Annotated in this window: 14 protein-coding genes and 1 pseudogene; 6 read left to right on the forward strand and 9 right to left on the reverse strand. The window is 57.1% G+C overall.

Translation table 11 applies throughout. The annotated features are described in order from the left end of the window. Nucleotides 1-16: 16 nt before the first annotated feature. A complete protein-coding gene (locus tag CRO62_RS04980) occupies nt 17-1897 on the reverse strand; it encodes a ShlB/FhaC/HecB family hemolysin secretion/activation protein (RefSeq protein WP_097099437.1) in 1881 nt (626 codons plus the stop codon). Between the two features lie 378 nt (nt 1898-2275). Then, nucleotides 2276-3079 (reverse strand): hypothetical protein, encoded by an 804-nt coding sequence (locus CRO62_RS04985; protein ID WP_097099438.1) that lies wholly within the window; start codon nt 3077-3079, stop codon nt 2276-2278. A 142-nt stretch (nt 3080-3221) separates the two neighbouring features. Here CRO62_RS04985 and CRO62_RS04990 point away from each other — a divergent pair, with 142 nt between their 5' ends. Continuing rightward, nucleotides 3222-4289 carry a linear amide C-N hydrolase gene (locus CRO62_RS04990; protein WP_097099439.1) on the forward strand — a complete coding sequence of 356 codons (1068 nt, stop codon included), beginning with the start codon at nt 3222-3224 and terminating at the stop codon, nt 4287-4289. A gap of 92 nt (nt 4290-4381) precedes the next feature. On the opposite strand, the gene CRO62_RS04995 is transcribed toward CRO62_RS04990, so the two are convergent. Further along, a complete protein-coding gene (locus tag CRO62_RS04995; protein WP_097099440.1) occupies nt 4382-4909 on the reverse strand; it encodes a dihydrofolate reductase family protein in 528 nt (175 codons plus the stop codon). A 46-nt stretch (nt 4910-4955) separates the two neighbouring features. Here CRO62_RS04995 and CRO62_RS05000 point away from each other — a divergent pair, with 46 nt between their 5' ends. The 4 genes and pseudogenes from CRO62_RS05000 to CRO62_RS05015 all read left to right on the forward strand — a co-directional run bounded on the left by CRO62_RS05000 (nt 4956) and on the right by CRO62_RS05015 (nt 6846). Next, nucleotides 4956-5525, forward strand: a complete 570-nt coding sequence (locus CRO62_RS05000; protein WP_097099441.1) for a TetR/AcrR family transcriptional regulator — start codon at nt 4956-4958, stop codon at nt 5523-5525. A 164-nt stretch (nt 5526-5689) separates the two neighbouring features. Further along, nucleotides 5690-5824: pseudogene (locus CRO62_RS05005) on the forward strand (superoxide dismutase); the annotation flags it as partial. Nucleotides 5825-5935: 111 nt separating this feature from the next. Next, the gene (fdxA, locus tag CRO62_RS05010) at nt 5936-6271 is read left to right on the forward strand and encodes a ferredoxin FdxA (RefSeq protein ID WP_019567027.1); all 336 of its coding nucleotides are present in this window, start codon (nt 5936-5938) and stop codon (nt 6269-6271) included. An 11-nt stretch (nt 6272-6282) separates the two neighbouring features. Beyond that, on the forward strand, nt 6283-6846 hold the full coding sequence (locus CRO62_RS05015) for a flavin reductase family protein (RefSeq protein WP_179784457.1): 564 nt from the start codon (nt 6283-6285) through the stop codon (nt 6844-6846). A gap of 185 nt (nt 6847-7031) precedes the next feature. On the opposite strand, the gene CRO62_RS05020 is transcribed toward CRO62_RS05015, so the two are convergent. From CRO62_RS05020 to CRO62_RS05035, 4 genes are all read right to left on the reverse strand, one after another. Beyond that, complete coding sequence (locus tag CRO62_RS05020; protein WP_097099442.1) at nt 7032-7988, reverse strand: hypothetical protein; 957 nt, start codon at nt 7986-7988, stop codon at nt 7032-7034. Nucleotides 7989-8087: 99 nt separating this feature from the next. After that, nucleotides 8088-9767, reverse strand: a complete 1680-nt coding sequence (locus CRO62_RS05025) for an ABC transporter permease (RefSeq protein ID WP_097099443.1) — start codon at nt 9765-9767, stop codon at nt 8088-8090. Next, entirely contained in the window at nt 9764-10849 is a 1086-nt protein-coding gene (locus tag CRO62_RS05030) for an ABC transporter ATP-binding protein (protein WP_004431090.1), read from the reverse strand. Before CRO62_RS05030 ends, CRO62_RS05025 begins: the two co-directional genes overlap by 4 nt. A 117-nt stretch (nt 10850-10966) precedes the next feature. Beyond that, complete coding sequence (locus tag CRO62_RS05035; RefSeq protein WP_097099444.1) at nt 10967-11959, reverse strand: ABC transporter substrate-binding protein; 993 nt, start codon at nt 11957-11959, stop codon at nt 10967-10969. 294 nt (nt 11960-12253) lie between these two features. Here CRO62_RS05035 and CRO62_RS05040 point away from each other — a divergent pair, with 294 nt between their 5' ends. Further along, nucleotides 12254-13387 carry an ROK family transcriptional regulator gene (locus CRO62_RS05040; RefSeq protein WP_004431088.1) on the forward strand — a complete coding sequence of 378 codons (1134 nt, stop codon included), beginning with the start codon at nt 12254-12256 and terminating at the stop codon, nt 13385-13387. Between the two features lie 91 nt (nt 13388-13478). On the opposite strand, the gene CRO62_RS05045 is transcribed toward CRO62_RS05040, so the two are convergent. Both CRO62_RS05045 and CRO62_RS05050 read right to left on the reverse strand, forming a co-directional pair. Next, nucleotides 13479-14273: an inositol monophosphatase family protein gene (locus CRO62_RS05045; protein ID WP_179784458.1), complete on the reverse strand. Its 795-nt coding sequence runs from the start codon at nt 14271-14273 to the stop codon at nt 13479-13481. Further along, nucleotides 14261-15157, reverse strand: coding sequence for a glycerophosphodiester phosphodiesterase family protein (locus CRO62_RS05050; RefSeq protein WP_097099445.1), 897 nt, complete (start codon nt 15155-15157; stop codon nt 14261-14263). The genes CRO62_RS05045 and CRO62_RS05050 overlap by 13 nt, the downstream gene beginning before the upstream one ends. Between the last annotated feature and the right edge of the window lie 22 nt (nt 15158-15179).

A 15179-nucleotide genomic window follows, 5' to 3' on the forward strand; every position in this document is an offset into this window, starting at 1 on the left:
TATTCTCTTTTGAAGCCTACCAGCGTGCCGTCACGCTGGCGAAAATGAGATTGCCGCGTCCGTGACTGACGCTGCTGGAAAATGCCTGGGAGTAGCCGAAATCGGCACTGATGTTTCCCCCAACGAGTTTCGCACCAACGGTCCAACTCGCGAGATAGCCGTCTGGAATATCGAAGCGATGCTGCGAGAACACGCGGCCATAATCGAGGCCCAGGTAGGGGCGTAATTCGCCCAGAACGGGCGCCAGACTTGTACCCTCCCATGGCATTGTCCGCCAAACCAGTTCGTTGCGGCTGAAAACTCCGTTGTTACCGAATATGACGCTTTCCCTCAGGCCGCGTACGTTGCTGGAGCCACCAAGCCCGATCTGTTCTGCGCCAAACATGTTATCGGGCGAATATTGGGCATTGAGGAGCGTCGTTAACTCGAACCGCTGGCCAGCCGCCTCGAACGGCCGCGTCGCGCTGACGGTCGTGTTGAACTTCAAAAACCGGGGATCCGCCGTGCCCGCCCCCGGCTCTCCGGCCTCCACGGCGTCGAAGAGATCAAGACCCTTATCAAGGGCAAAATCGAGAGCGATGACGCCACCCAGAATTCTCTGTGAACGCGACAAGCCCAGACTGCCAATCGTGTATCGACGGCTTCCCACCTCAATTCGATTGCCGAGAAGAAAGTTGTCGGTCTGCTTGTATGTGAGACCGCCTCTAAGGGTCGTGATGGAATCCTTGTCTCGCAGAATGACGCGATCTATGCCAAATCCAACCTGACCGGAATTGCCCGAGGTTTCGATCGGCCCAAAATTGCCGGGAATGGTGCTGTTATATTCGTACCAGGAGCCATTTGTTGAAAACGTCCAGTAGCCATAAGGTACGCTTGTATTGAGCGAATAGCTGTTGCTGTGGCCGCGACCATCATCGTCCCAAGGATAATCCGGGCCGCTGCGACCGTAGGAGAACCCTAACTGATCATTGATGCCCAGCAGGTCGTCTAAGCCGACGGAAACATTGGTCTGGGAGTAACCGGTACTCTCTTGACCGAGATTGTTGTTGGAAATACTGGCGTACCAGCGCTTTGCCGGCTTGTTCTCGACATTGAGGATAGACGTTCCATCGTCCTTGCCCGGCAACATCGAGGTCTTCGCGTCGTTCGATGACAGGCGATTGATCTGGTCCAGCCCCTGTTCAATATCGCGAATATTGGCGACCTCACCCTTCACGCCGGGAAAAGCCGTAGCGAATGAACCGTTTCGCCCAGCCGGTTGACCGTTAAGATAGATATCCGAGATCGTGCCCTCGACGACGACCAGCCGCAGCAACCCTGTTCCGGCAATATCCTGTGGGGGAACATAAGCGCGCGAAGTCACAAATCCCTTGTCCAGATAAAGGTCGGTGATGGCCTTGAGCAACGTGGTAATATCCGCAACACCGATGCAGCGATCGTCGTAATGCTCGGTCACTTTTCCGACCGCAATGGCGGACAGACTTGTCGCGCCTTCGATCTCTACACGCGAGATATCGAAGCATGGACCAGCGGATTTTGCGTCGCCTCCCGGCGCCCGGCTGTCACGACCAGCGACGCCATCAGGAGTTATCTGTTTCAGGTTTTCAAGCCGCTGCAACTGCTGTTGCTGGTCCTGCCGGCGGGAAAAATCATCGGCGGGCGACTGTGCAGTTGCCTGCCCTGACGCGAGCAGGTTTGCAAAAATCGCAATGGCAAAGGTTCGCTTGAAACCATTCGCCGCGCTCCTCGGGAAATTGGCTGAGATTTGAGCGGCCGGGACAATTGCGAGACAAAAGTCAGGAGGGACTAGCCGTCGGAAACCAGGAATGAAAGCAGCAAGTGACATATTTCGGAGGCCTGCATTTGAAATGAAGTTTGTCGCGGCAATGCCGCCCATGCTTCACTCTGCAGCTGTCCTTGCTGTCGATCCCCTACCGGGTGCATAGATCAGTTCATCTGACCCAAGAAGCGTTAAAGTAGTAACTTTTTTACGAGACGATAGTCTCTAGTCATTTTCTCAAAGAACCGTACACATTAGAAATTCACGTAATAATCAATCTTGCCAACACCATGGCATGGATATTATTTTTCATCCGTGAATTTTAAGCGCGACCTGCCAATTTCATGCCCATCGGTTCTTCGAGTCAAATAACAACCAGAAGTTACTGCAATGCGCATCTCTCTGCAAGACCGAGATGAAGACCAAAGTTAAGGAGAAACTAAAATTGTTTCTGGGATGGGTGTGAAAAGGCGATGAGACACGCGACAACAGTGACTAGAACCGGTACGTCAACCCGACCACCGGTCCACTCAGCCGTGAATCGAAGACATAACCATCGTGCGAGTAATCAACGTCGAGCACCTTATAGCCTGCCGAGACCGACAATGTGTCGGTAAAGATGTAGTTCACCGTCGCGAGCGCTGACCAGGTAAGATCGGATCCCGCGCCGAAACCGCCGATATCCACCTGCCCATGAACGGACAGTTTGTCCGTGAGGCTGAAAAAGGCGCGTGCGCCGATGACGGGGTCGACCCAGCCGAAACTCTCTCTGTGGGTGGCGGAAACGCTGCCGATCAACGGATGGCTGGCAGTGACCGCAACGTCGTTTGAAATGTGCCAGAAGCGCGCGCCTGCGAGCGCGTCGAGCGAAAACCCGTCTGCATCGATGACACGGTAACCTGCCTGCAACGTCGCCATGAATTCCTGTGTATCCACATTCGCATTGATGGCGGCACCGGCAGGCAAGGTTGGCAAACCCGGAATTTGCAGCGCCGGTAGCGGACCGGCTGCCTTGCTGTCGGTGGTATCGACATACATCAAATCGCCGGAAAGGACGAAACGGTCGTAACGTCCCCAGATGTTGAGAAACCCACCGAAATTGAGATCATCCATGACATCTGAAAAGGATTTCTCCACATGGAGGGTCGGGGCACGTTGGAACGGCGACACGTTGCCATTCAAGCCGGTCGCCCAGAGGTAACCCGTCGCCTGAAATGCCCAGTCTGGTGCCACATCAACCGTCGCGGGTGTGGCAACAACGTCGTCTGCAGCTGTGGCCGCGGTTGCGGAAAAAGCCATAAGGGCCGAAAAAATTGATAATTTTAGCAATGCCTTCTCCCCCCCAACAATCGTCCGTAGCTAAGCGTATTTGACTTCCGGCAACAAGTCCGATTTTCTATCATACGCTGTATCTTGTGCCGCGAACACCGGAGGCTTTTCCATGCGCCTGAAGACCTTGCCGATTTTTTCCGCCTGCACCGCCGCGATATTGTCTGTCGCAACACTGACGACATCGGTGGCCGAAGCCTGCACGCGCTTCGTCTATCTGGGCGAAAATGATCAGGTGATGACGGCCCGGTCGATGGATTGGAAGATGGATGTCGGAACCAACATCTGGGTATTCCCGCGCGGCATGGAACGCTCCGGCGAGGCCGGGCCGAATTCGGTCAAATGGACCTCGAAATACGGCAGCGTCATTGCTTCAGGTTACGATATTTCGACGACAGACGGCATCAATGAGGCAGGCCTTGCTGCAAATGTTCTCTGGCTGGTCGAGTCGAGCTATCCCGCTTATGATGGGAAATCGCCGGGTCTTTCCATCGCCGCCTGGGCTCAATATGCGCTCGATAATTTCGCAACGGTGGACGAGGCCGTCAGCGCGCTCCAGAAGAACCCTTTCACCATTGTCACCGACAATGTTCCCGGCGAAGAACGTCTGGCGACCTTACACCTCTCCCTTTCGGATGCGACTGGTGACAGCGCGATCATCGAATATATTGATGGCAAGCAGGTCATCCACCACGGTCGTCAATATCAGGTGATGACCAATTCGCCGACCTTCGATCACCAGCTGGCGCTCAACGAATATTGGAAGCAGATTGGCGGCACCGTCATGCTGCCGGGCACTAATCGCGCCTCGGACCGGTTCGCCCGGGCTTCTTTCTACGCAAACGCCATCCCCAAGAGCGAAAATCCGGTCGAAGCCATCGCCAGCGTCTTTAGCGTCATCCGCAATGTGTCGGTTCCCTACGGCATAACCACGCCGGACCAGCCAAATATTTCCTCCACCCGCTGGCGCACCGTGATTGACCACAAACGCAAGCTCTATTTCTTCGAATCCGCATTGACGCCGAACATCTTCTGGATCGACATGACAAAACTCGACCTTTCGAAAGAGACGGGTAAGGTCAAGAAACTCGACCTGGGGCCCAATCAGATCCACATCTATTCGGGGATGGCGAATGAGAGCTTGAAGGACACCAAGCCTTTTAAGTTTCTCGGGCTTTGAGGGCGGAAACCGCGCAGTCAGGCCGGGAGCAGCTGGCAAGGTCTGTATCGACCATTCCTCGCCGCCCCACTAACATCATGAACCCGAGAGCATCACGAGAAGCGGTAGTGCAATCGAACGCAGCCCTTTTCGATTGCCGTTGCGCTGACGAGAGTGGGACTGGCCCGATGCCCGGTGAGCGGAAAAAGGGGCTCACCTGAGCCGAGGATTTCCGGGACGACATAAATCTCGATCTCATCCAGTGCATCACGCTCCAGAAAGGCCATCTGCAGCTTTCCGCCGCCCAGCATCCAGACATCGCCGTCATCGAGTGCACGCAATTCCTCGATCAACGAGCCCACACCGCTGCGCGCCTCCAGAGGTCCCTTGGGCCCCTCGATCGGCCTTGAGGTGACGACGATGACGCGTTGTTCTCCGTACGCCCAGGGCGCCTGTTCACCGGCGATGAAATCATAGGTCGCCCGCCCCATGACCACCGTTCGAATTCCTTTCAGGAAAACGCGATAATCGTGTTCGCCGAGGTCCATATCATCATATTTGTAGAGCCAGTCTAGCGAGCCGTCTCCAGAAACGATCCGCCCGTCTAGGCTCGCCGCGATATATCCGCGAATGACCGCCATATTATCCTCCTTGATTTATAAATGAATATACATTTATATATATGTCATGCCAAGACACAAGTCGATTTCAGATGATCAGGTGCTGGATGTCCTGCTGCCCCTCATGTTGCAGACAGGCCCCGACGGGCTGACTTTTGCCGCAGCCGCAAAGGCCTGCGGCCTATCTGCGGCAACCCTGGTGCAGCGTTACGGCAAGCGCGAAAACCTTGTCGAAACCGTGCTTCTGCGCGCCTGGGACAAGCTGCAGGCGGAAACGGAAACAGCCGATGAGGAGGAACCATTGACGCCGCAGGGCGCCATATCCCTTCTCATGCGCCTCATGCCCCCCGAAGCCGCAGAACAAAATGCCAGTGACGGGTTGCTGCTGCTGAGAGAAGACATTCGCAATCCGAAGCTGCGCGCGAGAGGAGCGCTCTGGGGACACACCCTCGCCCAGGCGCTTGGCTGCCGCCTTACCCACGACAAGGCTAGCGAGAAACGGCTTGGCTGGCAGATGGCCGCCTTGTGGCAAGGCGCACATACATGGTGGGCATTCGTCCGCGGGGAAGATGCGAACTCGGCAATTCGCAGGGCACTCGAAGAATGGGTCGCCGCGGTGAACGTCGACGAGCGATAATCCGCGCCATCGTGGCGCATGTTTCATAAGCCCGCCAGCTCTTGGATTTATCCCCCCAAAAACCGCTTGACGTCAACTGTGATTGAGGTCCTAGAAGTATTGTCACCTTGTTTTCGCAAGGCTTTTTCCATGCTCTTGAGCAAACAGTGACAAAGGAATACCCCATGGCTTTCCAGCTTCCCGACCTCCCCTATGCCCATGATGCGCTCGCCCCTTCTGGCATGTCCGAGGAGACGCTGAAGTTTCATCATGATCTCCATCACAAGGCCTATCTGGTGAACTGGCAGGCAGTGGCCGCCCGCCTCTGATTTGAGCCCCACCGAGCCGACCGGTCCCGCTGCCCTGGGGGCGACCGGGCCAGGCGCAGCCGGACAGCCGCCGCCCGGCTGCAACTCCATGCGAGCATCCCCATGTCCTATGTCGTCACCGAAAACTGTATCGCCTGCAAATACATGGACTGCGTGGAAGTCTGCCCGGTCGAATGTTTTTATGCAGGCGAGAATATGCTCGTCATTCACCCGGATCAATGTATTGATTGCGGCATCTGCGAGCGCGAATGTCCGGCCGCGGCAATCCGGCCGGATACCGAGGCGGGTCTGCATGTCTGGCTTGACCTCAACCGCCACTATTCCGGCATCTGGCCGCGCGTGCACCAGAAAAGAACGCCGCCTGATGATGCCGACATCATGAATGGTGCTGCGGCCAAGTTTTCCATTTTTTCGAAGAACCCGGGAGCGGGCGGTTAGCCCGGCACTGCATGTCTCATAATTTCATGCTGATCGATGGTGGTGTGGTCAATCACGCGCATGTCCCGCTGAAAGCACCCTCCTCTCCGACAATCTCGCCGCGTGAATTCAAGGACGCTATGGCGAGCCTCGTCTTCACCGAGGCCGTGGCCACGGCCTCCCATGCGGGCGAGCGGATCGGACGTACGATCACGTCCTTCATGCCGCTCAGCGCCGAACCGCCGCTTCTAATGATCTCCATCGATGCCAGCAGCCGTATGGTCGATCTTGTCGCAGCAAGCCGGCGCTTTTCAGTCACGACGCTGTCCAGAGGGCAGGAGGAGATCGCCGATGTGTTCGCCGGAAAAGGAAACCTGCCGGACCGGTTTTCCGTCGGCCACTGGGATGTCTGGCCGTCGGGAAGCTCAAGGCTTGCTTACGCGCTGCTCTCGATGGATTGCGAACTCGTCGGCTCCATTGATGCCGCCGACCACATCCTGTTTGTTGGATCGATCATCGAAGCGAGCTTCGATCCGCTGCGCAAACCCTTGCTCTGGAGTGAACGCAACTATCTAGGTACGGAGGTAAGCCGTTAGCTAAACCATAGACTTACCTTCCCATGATCTCATGTGCGCAGCGTCTTTCTTCGCCTTCAAGGGCAAGGCCTTTCGAATTGGGGGCGATAGCGGACGACAAACACTGCCAACGCGCGGTGGAATTTTCGCGGTTGTCACTTCGAAAGACGGACAGCTTCGAAATACTTTTCGGCGCGGATATCTCTTCACCGCGCCTTCATGCACACCACGGTCCTGTCGTCGCTGAATTCGCTCGATGTTGACCCCTTCACCGACGGGTACTCGTTGATCTTGTGAAAATCTGCCGTCTCGACGCGGTCAAATTCCGCTTCCCAGTCAGCGATATCGGTTCCAGCCGGCAGAGACAGATAACCGTCGGAAAAGATTTCAAGGCTTACAAGCGTGTCCTTGGCGATGCTAAGATCGACCGTCCCCTCTTCTATGACCGTTCCGCCATTAACCGAGGCGTATCCCAGTACGTGTCCCTGCCTGTTTGCGAATTGCGGCTGGACGCGAATTCCTCCCATCAGGAATTCCTCGACTGCTTCGATATCGCTCTCAAGACCGCTCATGCGGGCTGCGGCAATGACAACATTCTCCGCCTCCTGCGCAGTCATGATGCCGTTTTCGACAGCGGAACGCAGGCCGGAAAAGATGGTCGCACGCGTGCGTGCCTCGGCTGCATCACCATCCCCCATAAAGGCAAAAAGCTGTTTGAAGACAAGGATGCGCGCCGATGTACTTACCTTGTCTATTAGCTTGGCATGCTGCAACAACCGGGAGCCGTTGATACGCACACCGGAATCGCCGGCCAGAAGCAGGCGGAAACTGTCTCCCAGGTCGGCAACAATTGCCAGGGTTGTCGACGGTGGATGGCTGGCATTGATGCGCTCGGCCTCCTGCTTCAAGATATCGCTGATGTTCTGAAAGAGCTTGGGCGCGGCTATTGTTTCCAGCATGCCATCGAGGCCCATTTTCGCCACGGCATTTGCGGCAGCAAGTGCTGCGATACGGCCCGAGCTCAAGCCGCCGTAACTTGCACCGGTAGGGTCGGTCGCACCGTCAAAAACGGCCAGAACCCTTCCCGGTATGATCAGCGCCACATCGTCCCCGGGCGTCGCGGCGTTCTTGTATTTCGATTGCGAAAAGCTCGCGATATTCATCGTCGTGTATTCCTTGCAGAGGGAGGCTGGGCAGAGGGAGGCTGGCGGCGACACGTATGTCGCCGCTCCTGCAGGCTTTTGGTGAGGGCTGGTATGGTTTCAGACGAAAGAGGCTTCTTTGTCTTCCGAGAGGCGGAACACGATGAAGACGCAAAGTCCGGTGCTGACCAGAAGGACGGTTGAAAGCGCCGCAGCCGTGCCAAACTCGCCGTCAATCACCTGAACATAGATGAGAACCGGCATGGTGATCGTTCGTGCCGTGTAGAGGATCAGCGTCGAGGACAGCTCGTTGATAGCCGTTATGAAGCTCATCAGCGAACCGATGATGAGACCGGGCAGCATCAGCGGCACCGTCACCGACACGAAGGTCTTTGCCGGCGAAGCCCCGAGATTGACCGCAGCCTCCTCGATGGACGGTTTGATCTGCCTGAGGATCGATGTCGTGGAGCGGACGCCGTAGGGCAGCCGGCGGATAAACACCAGGACGATGATGATGAGCGCCGTCCCTGTGATGTCAAACGGCGGATAGCGGAACGTCGTGACGTAGCCGATCGCCATGACAACGCCGGGAATGAGGTAAGGCACCATCAGCAGGAGATCGAGCGAGCCGGAGACCGCATTGTCGCGTCGCACCACGATGAAGGACAGCAGGCCGGAAACGATCGCAATCAGTACCACGGCAGCCAGTGCAAACGTGAAACTGTTGGCAATCGCCTGCGGTGAATCGCGAAGGATACGGGCATAGCTATCCAACCCGAAGCCGCCGGTAAAGACGGGACCGCTGGTTGCGAGGAACGAGGTATAGATGACCGTGAGCGACGGCAGCATGGCGATGAAGACGACCAGATAGCAGAAGCCGTGCACGATGAACGATTTCAACGGGCGCATGGATTGCTTTACCGGCCTGTTGGTCAGTGAACTGGCGTAACGGCGCTTGGCAAGAATGTGCCGCTGCAAAAGAAGTGCCGCCATCGAAATTGCAATCATCACCATGGAAATCGTTACCGCCATGGTCGGCGTACCGGCCATTTCGGAGGTGTATTGCGCATAGGCGATGGTCGAAAGCGTTCTGATGCCCTTGCCGAGGATTGCCGGCGTTCCGAAGTCGGCGATGGACAGCACGAAGCAGATGATCGCGCCGGTGCTGACTGCCGGAAAGACCAGCGGCAAGGTGATCTTGCGGAAACGTTCGAACGCCGTGCAGCCGAGATTTTCCGCCGCGTCCTCATAGGACTTGTTGATGGTGTTCAGCGCGTTCTCCGTCATCAGGAAGATGTAGGGAAAGAACTTCAGGCTGAAGACCATCACGATGCCCGGGATCCCGTAGATCGTCGGCAATGAAATGCCGGCGAAGGACAGGAGATTGGTGACAGCACCATTGGCACCGAAGAGCATAATCCAGGCATAAGCACCAATGAACGGCGGGGCGCACAGAACCAGAACCGCGAAGGTGGCAATGAAAGTGCGCCCCTTTATGCGATAGCGAGAGGTGCAGAAGGCAAGCGGAATACCGAGAAGGCAGGCGCCCAGCATGCCCAGCACACCGATGAGAAGCGTATTCCAGAGTGCGACGGTATAAAAACGCCGTGTGAACACTTCCGCATAGTTGCTGAGACCGAACGCACCGGTTTTGGCATCAAAGAAACTGATGAAGAAGACGCTAAAAATCGGCAGGATCAGGAAGATCGCCAGCAGGATGACGGCAAACACCGTCACGCTTGTCCAAAAACCTGGCAGTCGCAGGCGGAAACCGCCGGGAGTCGCAGTCATATCCGTCATGACAGGCGCTCCCCGGTTACGCCCTCGCCGAACAGCTTCGCATCGGCCGCGCGCCAGGAGAAAGTGGTCTTCTGGTTGGGCTGCAGTGCAATGATCTCAGGCGATGGCTTGGTGATCGCCTCGATTTCCTCGCCCGACGAGAGAACGGCTGCAACGTTCATCTCACGCCCCGTGAAGCTGACCAGTCTTATGGTCACGGGCAGTTCGATGCGCTCGTCACCATCGATCGCGGCAGGACCGACAGAAATCGCCTCCGGGCGGATGGCGGCGACGATCTTCCGCTGCGGGGAAATCGCATCCGCCTGCGGCAATGCGACCTTATGGCCGGAAATGGATGTCTGCCCGCCTGCACGGTCAAGCGTCAGGAAGTTGTTTGCGCCCACGAACGACGCAACGAAGCGGTTGGCGGGATTGTTGTAGACTTCCCAGGGTGGTGCAGCCTGCTGAATGACGCCGCCATACATGACGCAAACCAGATCGGACATGGCAAGCGCCTCTTCCTGATCATGCGTGACATAGACGGTGGTGATGTTCATGGCCTGCTGGATTTCACGCAGTTCCCGGCGCAGGTCCACGCGAAGTTTGGCGTCGAGGTTGGACAGCGGCTCGTCCATCAACAGCACTTTCGGGTTGATGACGAGTGCGCGCGCAAGACCCACACGCTGCTGCTGGCCGCCGGAGAGTTCGTGAGGCATACGCTTGGCATAGGGAGCGAGCTGCACGACATCGAGAATCTTGCCGACCCGTTCGCGGATCTCGGCTGAAGACGCCTTGCGCTGTTTCAGACCGAAGGCAATGTTGTCAAACACCGAAATATGCGGAAACACCGCATAATCCTGAAAGACCATGCCGACATCGCGCTTGTGGGCGGGCACATGTTCGATCGCCTGTCTTTCGATGCTGATGCTGCCGCTATCCTGCTGGTGAAAACCTGCAATCGTGCGCAAGAGGGTCGTCTTGCCACAACCGCTGGGTCCAAGAAGCGTAAAAAACGATCCGGAGGGAATGGAGATGTTGATGTCGGAGAGGGCAACGACATCCCGGTAACTTTTCTTGATGCTGGTAATTTCTACGGCGGCCATGTGCTGCTCCATGACATATCCTGCGCGGCACACGACCACGGTGGACGGAACGAAAATGCTGTTGTGAACGAGGTAAGCAGGGGACGGCTGCCTGACGCACCGCCCCCGGCAATGTTCTTACTGGACGTCGAGCAGGATCTCGTTCCACTTTTCCATCAGACGCGAGCGGTTGTCCGCAGCCCACTTGAAGTCGTACTTCGCATCCGGAACATCGGACAGCGGAACGAGCGCCGAATTGGCAGGAACATCGGTTCTGACAGAGCGACGACCGGCTTTCACCACGACTTCCTGCGCTTCCTTGGAGACGATGAAATCGATGAAGGCCTTGCCGTTTTCGGCGTTCGGCGCACCCTTGACGAGCGCCATGCCGTCAGGCGCGATTGCCGTGCCTTCTTTCGGATAAACGATCTCTACCGGAGCGCTGCCAAGCTTGTAGCGCAGGGCGGCGTCTTCGAGCGTGATACCGACCGCCTGCTCGCCATCATTGACGAAACGCGGAACAGCGCCTGAAGAGGTGGAAAGAACGGAGTTGCCGAGAATGCCGGTATAGACTTCCCAGCCCTTCTCCTCACTGTCGAAATCCTGCAAAACCGTCGCCATCTGGATATAGGCGGAGCCGGACTGATCGGCACGGGCCGAGGAAATCAGGCCCTTGTATTCAGGCTTGGCAAGATCGGCCCAGGATGTCGGAACCGGCGCGCCTTTCAGCGCTTCCTTGTTGACGATGAAGGCCGTAACGACTGCGGTAAAAGGAACCCAGTTGGTGCTCGGCGAAAAGGCAGGGTTGATCGATGCTGCCTCGACAGGCTTGTAAGGTTCGAAGAGGTCGGCGGAAAAGTCGATGACGGTGCCATCAACGCTCCAGATCACGTCGCCAGCCGCCTTGCCGCTTTCCGCCTTGATGCGGTTCATCAGCTCGCCGGACCCGGCTTTGACAAGCTCGACCTTGGTGCCGGTCTTCTTTTCAAACATGGGCAGCAACTCATCCATGAGCTGCTGCGGCGCTGCCGAATAGACCACGACGGTACCTTCCGCATGGGCGAAAACCGCACTGGCAAGGAAAGTTGCGCCAGCAACAAGGCGCGCGAAAATAGTGCATGATTGACGCATAAAGGGTGCTCCGTTTTTTTGTTCCCTGACTGGCAAGGCAGTACGACATAATTTCTTATTGATTTTGCGTGTCGCTACCCGCCGTCTGCTATTTATTTTCTTTACGTAAATTAATTAGTCAAGCTGCAATTTATCTTGAATACAAAAATCCAATATCCGTCTGAAAAAACTCAACATTTGAAGACAGCCGCGCTTAATCTGCGAACCTGAAAAGTCAGGACGTTCCGGAAAACAAGGTGCACAGCCACTGAAATTGCGCTAATCATCCGACTTAACTTCTCGTGGGAGACTTGGTTGATCGACCTCGGCTACAATGAACGGCGTCTGCTCGAAATCCTGCGCGGCAAGGGAGGCATGTCGCGCATCGAACTGGCGCGCGAGATGGATGTTTCCGCACCGACCCTCACCCGCCTGACGGCCAATCTTCTGGAATCCGGCCTGATCCTGGAAGCCGAGGAAGCGCGCAGCGACGGCAAACGGGGGAAGCCATCCACTGCCATCGAGATAAATCCGAACGGACTTTTCACGCTCGGGGTCTATTTCAACCCGGACGATCTGCGTGTCTGCCTGGCCGATCTCAACGGCACGATCAGGCAGGAAATCAGGTCCGAGCTTGAGGGACACAGTTTCGAGCATATCATGGAGATGGCCGAGACGGCCGCCCGACAGGTGGTTGAAAAGGCCAAGATCAAAAAGAAGGATGTGCTAGGCTGCGGCATCAGCTTTCCAGGCCACTTCAAGCGTGATCGAGGCCATGTCTTTCGCATCAAGCAGTTCGAGAGCTGGCGCGACATCGACGTGGACAAGGACTTCCAGCCCTATTTCGATTTCCCGGTCTTTCACGAAAATGACGGCAATACCGTCATCCTCTCGGAGCTGTATTACGGAGCGGGTCGAAGCATCCGCAATTTTGCGATGATCTGGCTGACATACGGCATAGGCGGCGCCGTTGTGGTTCAGCGCCATCTCTATCGCGGCACGAACGGCAATGCCGGCGAGTTTGGCGGCCTGTTTCCCAAATCCCATCCACGTCCCTCTGGACAGGACCTTTGCGACACGCTGGCCGCCCACGGAGTGGGCATCCGGCGTTTGAAGGATATTGATGAAAGCTATTGCGACCACCCCGCCGTGGTTGCCTGGCTGGAAAGGGCAACCGACCAGCTTCGTCTGCTGGCGCTGACGGTTGCCCGGACGATGGATCCCGGCGCCATCATTTTTGGCGGATCGCTACCTGACTGGGTTCTTGAACACATCGTCCAGCGCATCGGCTCGCTGGAAATGCTCGGCGAGGACTTTTTCGTCGAGCCGCCTGAAATACGTAAATCGATGATGAGCGACCTGCCCCATCTCGGCGCCGCCAGCATACCAATCTACCGCGCCACAACCCCCAGCTATTATTCCGGCCGGGCGCTGAAGGGTTGGGCTTAACCACCAGTCGTCAGAGGCTTTTCGGTCCGATAGCCGTTGCTTGGTGCCGGGTGTATGGATCTCTCACCCGGCACCGGGTTTTATGGGAATTTCAGGCAAGTTCGGCCGGCACCAATTCCGCAATCTCCGGCCAAAGCGTCTCCGTCACGGCCATCAATTCAGGCGTTGCGGCGGCAACCCAGGGAATGCCGGTTTCGCCGCGCGTTCCAATCCGAACGTCAAGACCCGCCTCCCTTGCCAGAACAACGCCACCGGCAATATCCCACATGGTCGTCAGTTTTTGCAGATGGCCATCGAAGATGCCGCGCGCTGCAAAAACCAGTGAAATCGAGGTCGAACGGATGGATTCCACCACCCAGCCGGCATGCCTCAAGCCGACATTGAGCGCCGCCACCTCCGCGGCATCGGCAGACGCGCTGTCACCGAGCGACATCACCTGCACTTCCTTAAATGGAACATCGCGCGCAAGCGGCTTGCCGTTCAGCAGCAACCCTGTTCCTTCGGCAGCCGAATAGATCTCCTGGAAGACTGGCATGGCGACGACCCCGATTTCCGGGACGCCGTTGCGCACGAAGCCCAGCGAGATGCCCCAAAGTGGTGAGCCGCGCAGGAAGTTTGCGGTGCCGTCGATGGGATCGATGATCCAATAGGCGTCATCTGCGATCCCGCCCATCTCCTCGCCGAGAACGGTTTCACCCGGAAATGCCGCCGCCAGCCGGTCGCGCACCAGCCTTTCAACTGCGGTATCCGCTTCCGAGACGAAGTCCTGAAAACCCTTCGTGCGGGTGGCGATGCTGCCGCGCGCTTCGAAAAAGCGAAGGGCAAGACCCATCGCCTCCTCGATGATGCCGGTTGCACGCTCGAGGCGCTGGTTCATCGTGTCCATGACCTGCCCGTCTCGCCTGCATCAGCCTTAAGCCAGCCCGTGAAGGCCTCGACTTCATCCGTCTGGATTGCACCGACGCCGACCTGCGCCAGTGCGCCCCACACAACTTCTGCATCGGAAAGTGCGCGCGTGTCGTTGAGATCGAGGCAATGGGAAACGTCGAGCGTGTTGATCCAGAGGCGGATATTCTGACGCTCCATTTCGGCGCGGCCTTCGACCAGATCAGCGATATCAGTAAATTTTACCTCGATCATCGGCGCGCGCAACGCTTCGATGCGGCGCAGATCCTCGGCAAACTTGCCCTTCCTCACCGGAAACATCGGCATATGCGGGATTTTGCCGAACCAGTCGGTATCGAGCACATCGAAATGCGCGGCTTCAGGATCGATATCGGTTTTCACCAGCACCTGATCCGCGACGCCGAGGCGCAGCACGGTTTCCATGACCTGCGGCAGGTCACGGGTGAACTTGGTATCGATATTGACGGTGATTTTGCCACGCGCCTCTTCCAGCAATTCTTCCAGCGTCGGTACGCATTCCTCCGTCACATCGGCTGCATCGCCGCCAGCACCTGCCTTCAGCCGTGCGGAACGGACGACATCAAAGGCCAGTTCGCTTACTTTCCCCCGCCCCGTCGTCGTGCGGTCGAGCGTCTCGTCGTGAATGACGACCAGCCGGCCATCGGCCGTCGCCTGCGTGTCGATCTCGATCATCTCCACCCCGGCAGCGACCGCTGCGCGAACCGAAGCCAGCGAATTTTCAGCGGTCGCGGTCCAGAAACCACGATGGGCGATGGTGAGGATCGCGGGATTGTCGCGCGAGCAGAGGGCGAGAACGGCGCACGGATTGGAGACTTTTCGTTGGGCTGCAAGGGTTTGAGGCATTTTTTTCACTTTCGGATGTTGC

The sequence above is a fragment of the Rhizobium sp. AN6A genome (assembly GCF_900215635.1).
GTDB classification, from domain to species: Bacteria; Pseudomonadota; Alphaproteobacteria; order Rhizobiales; family Rhizobiaceae; genus Agrobacterium; species Agrobacterium tumefaciens.

Coding starts and splice junctions, on each gene's coding strand:
- CRO62_RS04980 (WP_097099437.1), bottom strand. CDS start 1,897: ATGGGCGGCATTGCCGCGACAAACTTCATTTCAAATGCAGGCCTCCGA.
- CRO62_RS04985 (WP_097099438.1), bottom strand. CDS start 3,079: ATGGCTTTTTCCGCAACCGCGGCCACAGCTGCAGACGACGTTGTTGCC.
- CRO62_RS04990 (WP_097099439.1), top strand. CDS start 3,222: ATGCGCCTGAAGACCTTGCCGATTTTTTCCGCCTGCACCGCCGCGATA.
- CRO62_RS04995 (WP_097099440.1), bottom strand. CDS start 4,909: ATGGCGGTCATTCGCGGATATATCGCGGCGAGCCTAGACGGGCGGATC.
- CRO62_RS05000 (WP_097099441.1), top strand. CDS start 4,956: ATGCCAAGACACAAGTCGATTTCAGATGATCAGGTGCTGGATGTCCTG.
- fdxA (WP_019567027.1), top strand. CDS start 5,936: ATGTCCTATGTCGTCACCGAAAACTGTATCGCCTGCAAATACATGGAC.
- CRO62_RS05015 (WP_179784457.1), top strand. CDS start 6,283: ATGTCTCATAATTTCATGCTGATCGATGGTGGTGTGGTCAATCACGCG.
- CRO62_RS05020 (WP_097099442.1), bottom strand. CDS start 7,988: ATGAATATCGCGAGCTTTTCGCAATCGAAATACAAGAACGCCGCGACG.
- CRO62_RS05025 (WP_097099443.1), bottom strand. CDS start 9,767: ATGACGGATATGACTGCGACTCCCGGCGGTTTCCGCCTGCGACTGCCA.
- CRO62_RS05030 (WP_004431090.1), bottom strand. CDS start 10,849: ATGGCCGCCGTAGAAATTACCAGCATCAAGAAAAGTTACCGGGATGTC.
- CRO62_RS05035 (WP_097099444.1), bottom strand. CDS start 11,959: ATGCGTCAATCATGCACTATTTTCGCGCGCCTTGTTGCTGGCGCAACT.
- CRO62_RS05045 (WP_179784458.1), bottom strand. CDS start 14,273: ATGGACACGATGAACCAGCGCCTCGAGCGTGCAACCGGCATCATCGAG.
- CRO62_RS05050 (WP_097099445.1), bottom strand. CDS start 15,157: ATGCCTCAAACCCTTGCAGCCCAACGAAAAGTCTCCAATCCGTGCGCC.